This is a genomic window from Clostridium sp. UBA5988 (genome assembly GCF_002435615.1).
GTDB lineage: Bacteria > Bacillota > Clostridia > Clostridiales > Clostridiaceae > Clostridium_J > Clostridium_J sulfidigenes.
Map to the genome: position 1 here is coordinate 51686 of NZ_DJBA01000066.1, position 13570 is coordinate 65255.

Consider the following 13570-nt stretch of genomic DNA (forward strand, 5'->3'; position numbering starts at 1 on the left):
CTAAACTCTTTTGACTTTCAGATTATGAATTCTTATAAAGTCGTTAGCCAATGGAGTGATTATGCTTTTTTTATCTATTACCACAGATTTCATTCCATTCATAAATGGCTTCCTAAGATCCATCTCACTAATAAGTTTCTTATTTCTAATTTCGAAGCTCATCTCTTCTGATATAAAATTTGAAGTTTCTAATATACTAATATCTTCAATTTTTTTATACTCTTCTTTTCTTGTGGTTTTATCTTCAACTTTTTCAATAAACTCAACTATATCAATTCCATACACTTTAAGCTCTCTTTCAAAGCTTAAATACTTATTATATAATGCTCTTGGAGCAGTATTTTTATACTTTCTATACTCTAGACCATTTTCAAGGACATATACCTTCTTACCTGCTAATAGCATATTAATGATAAAGTTTTCTTCTTCATTAATACCAGTTAGCGTAGCTATATTTGCCATGGACTTTATAGATAGTGTAGAAACTATAGCTATGTCAGCTTCTAGTTGTTCTTCATTATATGAAGTCACAGTATATTCTTCATCTAAATTAGATTTAGTAATAGGATCCAACTCTACATCTCCAACTATTACAGCTATCTTATGTTTTACAGTATTTTTATTTGTTTCTTCTAACTTTTTATAAACTTCTTTTACTATTAAGTCCACAAGTTTATCATAGTTCATTTATATACCTCCTTTTTGAGGCCTACTTAACTATTCTACAAAGAGTTCCCTTCGTAAATCCACAAGCATTAGCCTCATCATAGTCTATATGCATATACGTTCTAAAGTCTGGGCTTACTCTTATGACAACATCATCAAATATTAGGGGTCTATTACCATAAACCTTTGCTTGAATGATTTCTTTATCTTTAACACCAAACTTCTCTGCATCTTCTGGAGTTATGTGTATATGCCTTTTAGCAACAATTACTCCTTTATCTATTGTAAGAGTAGCTCGTTCTGTAGAAATTGTAATTCCAGGAGTACCTTCTATTTTACCACTCTCTTTAACAGGAGCCTTAATTCCAAGAACTGTTGCATCAGTTAATGAAATTTCTACTTGTGTAGATTTCCTTGCAGGTCCAAGAACAACAACATTCTTTAGTGAACCCTTAGGTCCTGTTATAGTAACTCTTTCTTTACATGCATATTGACCTGGTTGTGATAAGTCTTTAACCTTATTTAACTGATAATCACGTCCAAATAATATGTTTATATGTTCTTCACATAGGTGAACGTGTTTTCCTGAGGCTTCAACTTCTATAAAAGCTTCTTTTTTTACTCTCTTTATTACTTCATCTATGATATCTTCTACTAAAAGATTATTCATATTTCATCCTCCTGCTTTAACTGTATTCTCCAGTTCTATATTTAAATATCATTATCCAAAACAAGGATGATAATCTATTTAATGCCTTTATTATATCCGGCCTTTGAACATCACCATACTCCCCTTTAAATGCGGTATAAGCTAAAAGTTCAGTTTCTCTTATAGTTGTTCTACAAGAATTTAATGCCACAACAGCCTCACCCATAGAAAACGCTACTGGCTCATGACCAATCCCATAATATTTCTTTGGATAATGAGATTTTTCTCTCAATTCTTCTGGAGTCATACCAAGAAGTTTAAATTCTCCTACTGGTTCATTAACTACTTCACATCTAAGGAGACCTCTTACAAACTTTAAAATCTCTTCAAGGTCTTCTGTTAACTTTGAAGCTCCTAATTTATGAGTAATAACTTGAGTTTCTAATATCTTAGACTCAAGAGAATCTAACTTACCTCTCAGTGCTATTACCTTATGATCTTTAAACACTAATAAGTTTCCATGTAAATGTGTCATATGCTCAGGTTTTTCCATTAATTCAGCACCAAATACAGTTATATATTTATTTTTTTCTTCTATGGTTTGTAACTTTACAGGTACTTCTTCTTTTGCTTTTTTTACTTCATGTACTACTTCCTCTAAAGAATCCACGTACTTTAAGTGAATATTATTTTCTGACAAAAATGATTTTGCAGATGGAGTTACTATCTGTCCCTTTATAACTCTAAATTCGGTATATTCCTTAAAGTCTTTTCCCTTTAACTGTCTTCTAACTTCACTTTCAGTTAATACTGACATATCTTCACATCCCTCATTAGATGTAAGAGACGTATTGCTTATTTTAGCAATACATCTCTACACAAATCTAAATTAAACTGTTTCTGGTGTTTTTGGTAAAACAGTATCTACTTCAAAGTGTGGTCTTGGGATTACGTGAACAGATATTAATTCTCCAACTCTTTCAGCAGCAGCTGCTCCAGCATCTGTAGCTGCTTTAACAGCTCCAACATCTCCTCTTACAAGTACAGTTACAAGACCGCCACCAACTTGTTCTTTTCCTACTAGTTGTACGTTAGCAGCTTTAACCATTGCGTCTGCAGCTTCTATTGCTGCTACTAATCCTTTAGTTTCAATCATTCCTAATGCATTTGCGTTTGCCATTATAAATTCCTCCTTAAATTTAACCTATATACTTTGAATTTTATTTTATTATCTTAATTCACTTATTATTTTCTTAACAAGTAAATTAACAAGCTCTTCTGTGTCTGCAGATGAAAGTGAACTGTTATTTCCATTAACTGAATTGCTACTTCCACCTCTAAAATGTTCAATTTCTCTAACTCCATAAGCTACTTTTTTGATATTTACAAGGTGAAGTGGTCCTACATTATCTGATGTTGCACTTCCACCAATAGCTCCACAACCTAAAGTTAAAGCAGGTACTATATTTAGAGAAGCACCTATTCCTCCTAAAGTACTTGGAGTGTTTACTGGTATTCTTGATACCGGCATACTAAGAGCAAATCTCTTTACTAACTCCTTATCTTCACAGTGCATTGAGAATGTGTGACCAGCACCTTCATTAATAAGTATTTCTCTACACTTAGCTTCTATATCATCTACACTCTTTTCAACATAGAATCCTAAAATTGGAGCTAGTTTTTCTCTTGAATATGGAACATTGTGTCCTACTTCTGTTTCTTCAGCAATAAGTACTCTTGCTGAAGAAGGTACGTTAGTTAAATTAGCAAGTTTTGCAATAGTTTCTACACTCTTACCAACTATTTGTGGATTCATACTTCCATTAGCTCTCATTATAAATTTACCAAGTTGTTTTGCTTCTTCTGGGCTTAAGAAATAAGCTCCTTGATTTTTGAATTCAGTCACTACTCTATCTTTAATAGCTTCTTCTATAATTACTGATTGCTCAGAAGCACAGATTGTTCCATTATCAAAAGTTTTAGAATCCATTATTCTCTTAACCGCAACTTTAATATCAGCACTCTTATCGATAAATGCTGGGCCATTTCCTGGACCAACTCCAAGGGCTGGTGTACCTGAAGAGTACGCTGCTCTAACCATTGCTGAACCACCAGTTGCAAGTATCATAGCTGTATCTTTATTTTTCATTAATTCATCTGTAGCTTGAAGGGTTGGAATTGTAATGCATCCAATAACTCCTTCTGGGCATCCAGCCTTTACAGCTGCTTCATTAATAATTCTAACTGTTTCTAATATACTTTTTTTAGCATTTGGATGTGGTGAAAATACTATTGCGTTTCCACATTTTAATGATATAAGAGCTTTATACATAGTTGTTGATGTTGGATTAGTTGAAGGAATTAATCCTGCAATTACTCCCATAGGTACTGCAACATCCATAACTTTTTTCTCTTCATCTTCTGCAACTATACCAATAGTTTTTAAATCCTTGATATAATCATAGATATATGTAGACCCAAAAATATTTTTAATTACTTTGTCCTGCCATATTCCAAATCCAGTTTCTTCAACTGCCATTTTAGCTAGCTTCTCTGCATTTGCTGCAGCAGCCTCAGCCATAGCCTTAACTATTCTATCAATCTCTTCCTGAGATTTTTTAGCCAATTTTGCTTGAGCAGCTTTAGCTGTTTTAATTAGATTTCTAACCTCTTGTATAGACGCTAAATCTTTATCTGTAAGTTCCATTATTTTTCACCTGCTTTGTTATATTCTAGTATAGTTTTAATAAGCACATCCTTTTTGGCAAATTTAATTTGTTTATTTGTCATATTCGGAATTTTTAAAGTTCTAACTAATCTTCTTAACTCTTCTACTTTCATAGAGTTATAATCTATATTATCTTTGAAATCATTTTTTTTAATTTCTTCTATATTGTTTATTTGAGGCTCTACTTCCTTATTTTTTTCTTTGGTTTCTTCTTTAGCTTCTGATTTTTCTTCTGTAACTTTTTCTATAATTTCAAATTCAGAAGTTTCCATTTTTTCCTTGACTAAAGCCTCTTCTTTTATCTTAACGGGAGTTTCTGCTTTTTCCTTATCTTTTGTATCACTTTTTTCACTGGATGATTCTATAGATACCACTTGTGATTTTTTATATCCTTCAAAGAATAAATCCTCAACTTGTGAATCTACTCTTGGTATCACATGAGCAGTTCTAAAAGTACCTAAACTTTCTACAGAAGCCCTGGCTGCATCAACTGCAGCCTTTACCGCTCCTACATCTCCAATAATTTTAATAGTGGTTATTCCACCTTTTATTTTCTCTAGTCCAATCAAAGTAACATTTGCAGCCTTTAGAGCAGAATCTGCAGCTTCTACTGCTGCAACGTATCCTCTTACTTCTACTAGACCTAATGCTTTACTCACTTACTAAACCTTCGCCTAAAAGTTTACTGGTTGTTGAGCAACTGATTTGACAGCTTCTGCAAAAGCGTCACATGCTGCCTTACATGCTGATTGACTACCTGTAAGTAATCCACCGCCATAGTTTGTTTCAGTTGGAGGTCCAAAGAATTCTTTCATCTCAACATCTGCTGCCTTAAGAGCTGCATCTAATCCATAAATAGCTTCAAGTGGTGGAGCTACAAGATAAGCTATTGCTTCTCCTTCTTTAACTCCTGCTACTTTTGAAAGATAAGTTCCAGTTCTTGAAACACAGTGTGCATAGTAAGCTATAGAGTTATCGTCATTAGCACTTACAAAGTGTGATCCATTTTCCATGAAGTTTATAGTAGCATTTAAACCACTTCTTACTTCTGCTGGACTTGGTCCAGCTATTATTCCAATAACTTCACCAGCAAGTTTTGTAGATGCATTAGCAGCACCTGCATACATTGACCTTGCATATACTACATCAACTTCAGCAGCTTTTGTAGCTTCATCAAGGGCAGTGTAAGTTACGTCATCACTATCAGCAGTAATGATACCTAAACTTTTGTGATGAGGTTGTAATTCTAATTTTTTAACTAGTTCTGGGCTTACATTTGAAATTATTTTAACGCTTAATACGGTTGGACGTAATGCTTCATTAATCACAATAAATTCCCCCTAAATTATATTTTTAAGTTTATTCCTGATGCTTTTTTATCAAGCATTGTCTTTATAAGTTCAGCTATATGTGCTCCAGCTTCAACTGCTGTAGTACCGCCTTTATGGATGTTTGATATAACTGTTCTGTTAGCCTCTGGCATATTAGCTGTTGGTCTATAAGCTATATAAGCACTCATTGATTCAGCAGTAACAAGACCTGGTCTTTCACCTACTAGCATACAAACAACCTCTGCTCCTGTTGCATCACCAATAGCATCCATAGCTCCAACTCTACAATGTTTAATGAATAATATATCTCCAATTTCAATTCCATACATTTTTAATCCTTGTTTAATTGAAGGAACTGAATCTTTTAGGTTAGCCTCAATAGCTGCAGAAGAAAGTCCATCTCCAACTACTACTAACACTTTTTGACCTGAGAACTTATCTTTTATAAACTTAGTAGTTTCTTCGTCAAATTTTCTTCCAAGGTCAGGACGAGTTATATATTGATCTTTATCAACACACATTGTATTTACTGGTATTAAATTATTCTCTTTTATAAAATCTTCAGATACATAAGAGAATACGGAGTCTTGTGCAGCAGCATGGTCAGCTCTAACTCTTAACTGAGTTATGGTTTTGTATCTTGGGCCTGATCTTCCAATACCTATTCTTGCAGGAGTTCTTTCCTTCATTTTAAGGTATCCTTCTCTATCGTGAGGGTTTTCAACTAAAAGTTGTTTTTTAAGGTCAATTTCTGTAATATCTGGAATACATCCATTTTCATCTACTGAACCTATTACAGCACTCATTTTATTTGCTACTTCGTTTACTATGTCAGTACTACCTGATTTTTCTACCATTTCTCCTAATAACTTTTCAACCATTAATTTTAATTCTTGTTCGTTCATCAGTAGTCCCCCTTATCCTAAGAATATTGAAGCGTCGCCAGCTCTTCTGGTTAACTTGCCATTTTCTATAATTCCCATTTTTTCCATCCACTCTTCAAAAGGTTTAATAGGTTTTACTCCTAATAACTCTCTTAATGTAGCTGTCTCTTGATATCCAGTTGTTTGATAGTTAAGCATTACGTCATCACCATGAGGAATTCCCATGAAGTATGTACATCCTGCTGTAGCAAGTAATACCGCTAAGTTTTCTATATCATTTTGATCAGCTTTCATATGGTTTGTGTAACAAGCGTCACATCCCATTGGAAGTCCTGAAAGCTTACCCATGAAGTGGTCTTCAAGACCAGCTCTTATAACTTGTTTTGCATCATATAGGTACTCAGGTCCTATGAATCCAACAACTGTATTTACTAAGAATGGTTGGAATCTCTTAGCAAATCCATAACATCTAGCTTCCATTGTTACTTGGTCAGCACCATGGTGTGCATCTGAAGAAAGTTCTGAACCTTGACCAGTTTCAAAATACATTACGTTTGGACCTGTAGCAGTTCCTTCTTTAAGTGCAAGTTGTCTTGCTTCTTCTATTGTTGCACCAGTAAATCCAAATGCTTCATTTCCTTTTTCAGAACCAGCAATTGATTGGAATATAAGGTCTGCTGGCGCACCTTTTCTAATTGCTTCCATTTGTGTAGTTACGTGTGCAAGTACACAAGTTTGAGTTGGTATTTGCCATTTTTCTTTAAATTCATTAAATCTCTTTAAGACTTTTGTTACACTCTCTACAGAGTCATCAACTGGGTTTAATCCAAGCACTGCGTCTCCAATACCATAGCTTAATCCTTCCATTAAAGATGCAAGTATTCCATCTGGATCATCTGTTGGATGGTTTGGTTGTAATCTAACAGATAATGTACCTGGTTCTCCTATAGTTGTATTACAATGAGCTGTAACTTTTATTTTCTTAGCAGCATATACTAAATCCATATTAGACATTATTTTTGCAACAGCAGCCACTATTTCTGATGTTATTCCTCTTGAAACTCTTCTTATATCTGCTCCTGTAGTATTATCATCTAGTAGCCACTCTCTAAATTCTGCTACAGTCCAATTTTTAACTTCTGCATATATTTTTTCATTTACGTCATCTTGTATTATTCTAGTAACCTCATCTAATTCATAAGGTACTGCAGGATTATTTCTTAAATCAGACAATGTAAGGTTAGAAAGTACAACCTTTGCTGCAACCCTTTCCTCTGCTGACTGTGCAGCTATTCCTGCTAAGTTATCTCCTGATTTTTCTTCGTTTGCTTTTGCCATAACTTCCATTACTGAATTAAACTGGTATACTTTTCCGAATAATTTAGTTTTTAAAATCATGATAATCCTCCTCTCGGTTAATTAAATACTAATGTTTTTATAACTACAGGTAATACTTTACCTTCCGCTACTGGTTTTCCTATATCTATATAATCTCCATTTTCAACCTTGATACCATCTATACAAACTATATCCTTATCAAGATGTAAAAGGGAGTAAATAGCCTGACCTAATACCTTTGCCATATCATTTTCAACAATTATAATAAGTGGAAGCTTTCTGTCAATCAGTTCTTTCATCCCACCTACTAGTCCCTTTGCCATGTCTTGTATTTCTACAAAAGAAGGATTCTTCTTTCCATGTAGGGCTATGGCAATACTCTGAAGTTCATTTTCATATTTAAACCAATTAATTTTTTCTGATATAGCTTTTTCTAAAACTTCAGAACCTCTATTCTCATCTTCTAAACTGAGCTTTAAAATTGGTAGATTTTTTATAGGGAAGTTGTCATGGGTATATGTAATTGTACTTCCACTAATATCCATAGTGTGAGAGCCAGCTCCCACTACCGTTGCTCTTATAGTTTCTATTGCTCTCACCAATTTTAGTTTTTTACATAAGTCTGAGTTTTTAATAGCTTCTCCAAGAAGTATCCCTATATCTCCATACTTAAAATAATCTTCTATAGGAGATTCGTTATATACATAGTCAGCTACTCCTCCTGAAAAAGATATACACTTAATCTCCTCATTTAAGGCAATAGACTTATTAGTAACTATCATTTCAAAGGTAGATGTTTGAGTCCTAATTCCTACACTTTCCTCTAAAAGCTTTACCATTTCATCAACAACTGGAATCAACATTTCTTTAGTTGCTTTATATCCAACTTTTATATCAAAATTATTTTGATTTATAATATTTTGTATTTTAGGTGCAATATATACTATATTATTTGTGTCTTTATCGAGTTTTATAAGTCTTCCACCTATATCTAGGCATCCAGTTTCCTTCAAATCTCCTCTAGTAAACACAGCTAAATTTGTAGTTCCTCCACCAATATCTAGATTAACTACACTTGTAGAATGTTCACTGGAGTAAATGTGAGCTCCTGCACCTTTAGCTGCTATAATACTTTCGAGATCTGGACCTGCTGTAGCAACTACAAAGTCTCCTGCAAATCCACTTAAAGTATGCAGTACTTCGTTGGCATTTTCTTTTCTAGCAGTTTCACCTGTTATAATTACAGCTCCTGTTTGTATTTCATCCTTATTGATACCTGATTTTTTATATTCTAAAGATACTATATCCTTAACTTTCTCAGCATCAATTTCTGTCATAGATTTAAGTGGCGTAAAATAAACATCACTTCTATAAACTACTTCTTTATCAACTATTGATATTCTAGGTACTGAAAAACTTGAAGCAGTGTTTTCTATGATTAGTTTCGAAAATACAAGTTGAGTTGTACTAGTTCCAATATCAATTCCAACACTTAAAAGTTCTTCTCTCATTAAATCACCTCCAAATACAAATATAAAAAGGCTTAAAGCTATCAAATTAATCTTTCAAATAAATATGAAAATTAATTTTTTTAACTTTAAGCCTCTTTGCTTAAATCAAACTACTTCAATGTAGTTCTATTTTATTCAAGTTTTATAGGAAATCTAAATTTAATTCTAGTCCCCCGATAATTGGAAAATATATCTATATCACCTTTTAATTTATCAGATATGTAGTTTTTAACTATAGACATTCCTAAGCTAGAAGATTTATCTATGGACGTATCAAAACCAACTCCATCATCAGCTACTGATATTTCTCTATACTCCTCCTGCTCAATGACAATAATTTTTATAGTTCCACATTTCCTATGATTAAAAGCATGATCATAACAATTTTGTATTAACTCATTAATTATAAGAGATATTGCAGTAATTCTATCTGTATCAATATAAAAATCATCACCGGATACTTCTATGTTAATTTCCTTTTGAATGTTTAAAAAACATCTTTTAGCATTATCTACTATAGCATTTATAACCTTCATAATCTTTACCTCATCACTTATATCCTTTGACAAAAGTTCATGAGTTGCTGCAATAGCTAGAATCCTATTTACACTTTCTTGAAGACTCACCTTTGCTTCCTCACTATCACATCTTCTCCCTTGAATACGTAAAAGTGAAGCTACAGTTTGTAAGTTATTCTTTACTCTATGATGAATTTCTCTTATGGCAACAGATTTAGAGATTATTTCAGCTTCTTTATTCTTTATATCTGTTATATCTTGAACTATTTCAATAACTCTCAAATCTTCTTCCTTAATCAGTATTCTTTTTATTCCATAATAAAAATTACCAACTTTTATTTCCTTTGTTATTACTTTATTATCTTCTGTAATCTCTAAGATTTTATTAATATTAGTAAATAGGGTATTATCTAAGGACAAATCATCATAATGCATTCCTTCAAGCTCATTATATCCTCTACCTATGTAAATCATATCAGCTTTTCTATTTTTAATTCTTAATATTCCATTTTCATCATAAACTAAAATGGCAGATTCTAAGTTATCATTTATCAATCTATTGGAATTTATCAAGTTCATAAGCTGATGTGTCTTTTGTCTTTTGCTTTTAGATCCATCATTAGGAATAGTAAAATCTTCTTTTATCTCATTACTTATATCATCCTCAACAATAATTACTCCTATTATTTTTTCTTTATTATAAATCGGGTATACCTTTTGCCTTACAAATCTATTTTCTTGTGTTAAAGCTCTTACTCCTTTAAAAACCTCACCAGTTTTTAGAGTTCTTATTACACCAGGCTCATTAATTCTTAAAGCTTTTTTCCCTACTACAGAATTAGTATAAATAGATTCTTTTTTTCTTCCTTCTGAAACAACTATAGCTTCTTCTGGATTTTTTGATGGCACATCTATAAAAGCATCACATTCCTCTAAATTAGCTATTAACTCAATAGAGCTAGAAACCTCTATGATTTTATTAACATCTTCATCAGTAAGATTAGTATAAATATTACATAATTCTTTTATCTTATTCATAAGCCACTATTAAGGTTTTTGCAATATCTATCATAGAGCATCTTCTATCCATACTTAATTTTCTAATGTATCTGTAAGCTTCTTCTTCATCGGAATTTAATTCTTTCATAAGTATACCTTTTGCTTTTTCTATTAATTTTCTTTCGTTTAACTTTGATGTAACTTTCTCCAGGTTATTTTCTAACTCTTCAAATTCTTCTACTTTAGCTAAGCACATTTCCACTGTTGGGATAAATGATTTTTCATCTAAAGGTTTCACCAGATATCCATATGCTCCTACACTTTTAGCCTTTTCTATAAATTCAGTATCATTAAAGGCTGTCAATAAAAGTATTCCACCTGCAAGATGCTCAAGTCTAATTCTTTTACTAGCTCCTATGCCATCAAGTATAGGCATCTGTATATCCATAATTACTAAATCAGGTTTATGCTCTTTACAAAGTTCTACAGCACTAAACCCATCTGAAGCTTCTGCTACTACATTGTAACCCTCCGCTTCTAAGATATCTCTGATATCCATTCTAATAATAGGCTCATCGTCGACTATTATGATTTTTTTACTCATATTTAATTATTCTCCTCTATATTATGAACTTAAATATTTAATTAATTCCTCTATGCCAGTTCCATCTAAAGTATTTACTTCAAATATTCTAGATACTCCAGCCTCATCTAAGATTTCCTTAGCATGTTTTATTCTATCTTTGTTTTGAGCAATGTCTATCTTTGTCACTATCCCAATACATTCTTTAGCAAACATACTACAAAAACCTGGTGCTATGTACGATTCTTCTGAAGTACAATCATATACTAGTGCAATTACATCTGCATCTACTGATGTTACTATCAAAGCTTTGTAGTAAGACCTATTTTCTAGATATTCTCCTGGAGTATCTATAGACTCATCATAAATTTCTACAGATTGAGTCTTCTTATATTCTAAATCTAAATCGTGAATCTTTTGACACAAAGTAGTCTTGCCACTTCCAGTCTTTCCTATAAATATTGCTTTTTTCATGTTACCTCCTAGGTTCTAGTAATTTTTGTAGAGGTAAATTGTAATAATCCTTCAAGTATAGAAGTTACTTCCTTCAATGCTGATTCTACAGAACTAATATCTCCTGTTATAACAAGTGAACCACTAAATCTATCTACAAACCCAAGATTAACTCCAGCAGCTTTTGTAGCTACATCAGCAGCAATTATAGAACCTTCACTTGGAGTTATAGTTAAAATACCAATAGCATCTCTAGTACTTGCGACAAGACCTAGCTTTTTATAAAGCTCTTCTGTAGGATTTGCTATTATATGTGCAAGGGTTACTTGTTTTCCTGGAACAAACTCCTGTATGATCCTTTGCTTATCATCACTCATATACTCACCTTACCTTTGCATTTAGAGACAACACTAAAATAATATTTTCATATAAATTATTAGTCTTAGTATTACCTGTGTTTTAACAACTATTCTTAAATAAATCTATAATTTTATAAAAATAATAAAGGCTCCTCGAAAACATAATATTTTCAAGAAGCCCCTTTGCTTAAAACCATTACACTACTTTGTGTATATTTCGATTATATATTCAAAATTTTATACTGTCAACCCATTTTTTAATGTTATTCTTTAATTTTTCCGATAATTTCAATAACATTAAGAGGAGTAGGTATTTTAGGGTTAGTTGCAGTACATGCATCTAATAATGCATTGTTTGCAATTTCTTCTTTAAGCTTTTCTAATTCTTCCATAGATACACCACAAGCTTTTAATGTGGTAGGCATCTTCATTTCCTTTTGTAATTTTTTAATTTCATTTACAAGGCTTCTAACTCCTGCTCTAGCATTACTACAAGGTAATCCTAATAATTTTGCTATATTAGCATATTTAATAGCAGCTCTAGAAAATTCATTATTCTCATATCCTACTATGTCAGCATTAAATTCAACTATATAAGGTAATAATAAAGCATTAGTTCTTCCATGAGGCACATGGAATTTGCCGCCTAGAACATGAGCTATCCCATGATTTAATCCAAGAGAAGCTGAATTAAACGCAATTCCTGCAAGACATGATGCATTATGCATTTTTTCTCTAGCTTCTATATCTTCACCATTATTATATGCTCTTAAAAGATATTTAAAGGATAGTATAAGTGCTTTTTCAGCTAAAGCATCTGAAAAATCAGAAGCATTTGTAGATACATAAGCTTCAAGAGCATGAGTTATTACATCCATACCTGTATCTGCAGTAATTGATCCAGGTACACTTTTCACTAGTTCTGGATCTAATATCGCCACATCTGGCAATAGGTCATCTGAAACTAATGGATACTTTGTTCCCTTAGTTTTATCTGTTATTACTGAGAAGGATGTAACCTCTGAACCTGTACCACTTGTAGTTGGTATAGCTATAAATTCCATATCTGTAACAGATGTAATTTTCTTTGCAAAATCCATTATTGCTTTAGCTGCATCTATTGAAGAACCTCCGCCTAGAGCAATCAACACTTCTGGCTTAACTTTTTGAAGCTCTTCTATACCTTGAACTATGATCTCTATAGGTGGATCTGGAACTATATCACTAAATATAGTTATGTTAGCACTTTTTAATTTTTCTGTTATGTTATTAATCATTCCTGATTTCACCATGAAAGGATCTGTAACTACAAAAACTTTTTTATTTCCTACTTCCTCTAACCGTTCTAAAGCTCCTTGACCAAAATAAATCTGAGTTTTAATTTTAAAATTGTTCATCTTAAACTCCTTTCAAGACTATCTTATTTACAATATAGTCTTTAAAATTAATTAACTATTTATGCAGTAAGTTTATTAAAAGAAAATTCATTATTAAATTTACCCTAAAAACAACCACAAAAAGCTCCATAGGAATAATCCTATGGAGCTTCAC

15 protein-coding genes are annotated in these 13570 nt (G+C 32.4%); all 15 read right to left on the reverse strand.

What is annotated here, in order from left to right:
• Positions 1 to 687 carry a TIGR02536 family ethanolamine utilization protein gene (locus B3J31_RS14410; RefSeq protein WP_150846123.1) on the reverse strand — a complete coding sequence of 229 codons (687 nt, stop codon included), beginning with the start codon at positions 685 to 687 and terminating at the stop codon, positions 1 to 3.
• Positions 688 to 709: 22 nt separating this feature from the next.
• Positions 710 to 1336: an ethanolamine utilization phosphate acetyltransferase EutD gene (eutD, locus tag B3J31_RS14415; RefSeq protein ID WP_150846124.1), complete on the reverse strand. Its 627-nt coding sequence runs from the start codon at positions 1334 to 1336 to the stop codon at positions 710 to 712.
• A gap of 16 nt (positions 1337 to 1352) precedes the next feature.
• Positions 1353 to 2132 carry a cobalamin adenosyltransferase gene (locus B3J31_RS14420; RefSeq protein WP_150846125.1) on the reverse strand — a complete coding sequence of 260 codons (780 nt, stop codon included), beginning with the start codon at positions 2130 to 2132 and terminating at the stop codon, positions 1353 to 1355.
• Positions 2133 to 2204: 72 nt separating this feature from the next.
• A complete protein-coding gene (gene eutM / locus B3J31_RS14425) occupies positions 2205 to 2495 on the reverse strand; it encodes an ethanolamine utilization microcompartment protein EutM (RefSeq protein WP_150846126.1) in 291 nt (96 codons plus the stop codon).
• Between the two features lie 48 nt (positions 2496 to 2543).
• A complete protein-coding gene (locus B3J31_RS14430) occupies positions 2544 to 4022 on the reverse strand; it encodes an acetaldehyde dehydrogenase (acetylating) (RefSeq protein WP_051823906.1) in 1479 nt (492 codons plus the stop codon).
• Positions 4022 to 4702, reverse strand: a complete 681-nt coding sequence (locus B3J31_RS14435) for a BMC domain-containing protein (protein ID WP_346868561.1) — start codon at positions 4700 to 4702, stop codon at positions 4022 to 4024. The genes B3J31_RS14430 and B3J31_RS14435 overlap by 1 nt, the downstream gene beginning before the upstream one ends.
• Before the next feature lie 15 nt (positions 4703 to 4717).
• A complete protein-coding gene (eutL, locus tag B3J31_RS14440; RefSeq protein ID WP_346868560.1) occupies positions 4718 to 5371 on the reverse strand; it encodes an ethanolamine utilization microcompartment protein EutL in 654 nt (217 codons plus the stop codon).
• A 17-nt stretch (positions 5372 to 5388) separates the two neighbouring features.
• Positions 5389 to 6279, reverse strand: a complete 891-nt coding sequence (gene eutC / locus B3J31_RS14445) for an ethanolamine ammonia-lyase subunit EutC (RefSeq protein WP_150846128.1) — start codon at positions 6277 to 6279, stop codon at positions 5389 to 5391.
• Positions 6280 to 6291: 12 nt separating this feature from the next.
• Positions 6292 to 7656 carry an ethanolamine ammonia-lyase subunit EutB gene (locus tag B3J31_RS14450; protein ID WP_150846129.1) on the reverse strand — a complete coding sequence of 455 codons (1365 nt, stop codon included), beginning with the start codon at positions 7654 to 7656 and terminating at the stop codon, positions 6292 to 6294.
• 17 nt (positions 7657 to 7673) lie between these two features.
• The gene (gene eutA / locus B3J31_RS14455; RefSeq protein WP_346868559.1) at positions 7674 to 9107 is read right to left on the reverse strand and encodes an ethanolamine ammonia-lyase reactivating factor EutA; all 1434 of its coding nucleotides are present in this window, start codon (positions 9105 to 9107) and stop codon (positions 7674 to 7676) included.
• A gap of 131 nt (positions 9108 to 9238) precedes the next feature.
• Positions 9239 to 10663, reverse strand: a complete 1425-nt coding sequence (locus tag B3J31_RS14460; protein ID WP_346868558.1) for a sensor histidine kinase — start codon at positions 10661 to 10663, stop codon at positions 9239 to 9241.
• Positions 10656 to 11228: an ANTAR domain-containing response regulator gene (locus B3J31_RS14465; RefSeq protein ID WP_035130570.1), complete on the reverse strand. Its 573-nt coding sequence runs from the start codon at positions 11226 to 11228 to the stop codon at positions 10656 to 10658. Before B3J31_RS14465 ends, B3J31_RS14460 begins: the two co-directional genes overlap by 8 nt.
• Before the next feature lie 21 nt (positions 11229 to 11249).
• Positions 11250 to 11681: a EutP/PduV family microcompartment system protein gene (locus B3J31_RS14470; protein ID WP_346868557.1), complete on the reverse strand. Its 432-nt coding sequence runs from the start codon at positions 11679 to 11681 to the stop codon at positions 11250 to 11252.
• Between the two features lie 8 nt (positions 11682 to 11689).
• On the reverse strand, positions 11690 to 12037 hold the full coding sequence (gene eutS / locus B3J31_RS14475) for an ethanolamine utilization microcompartment protein EutS (protein ID WP_150846133.1): 348 nt from the start codon (positions 12035 to 12037) through the stop codon (positions 11690 to 11692).
• Between the two features lie 245 nt (positions 12038 to 12282).
• Positions 12283 to 13416 carry a 1-propanol dehydrogenase PduQ gene (locus tag B3J31_RS14480; RefSeq protein ID WP_346868556.1) on the reverse strand — a complete coding sequence of 378 codons (1134 nt, stop codon included), beginning with the start codon at positions 13414 to 13416 and terminating at the stop codon, positions 12283 to 12285.
• Between the last annotated feature and the right edge of the window lie 154 nt (positions 13417 to 13570).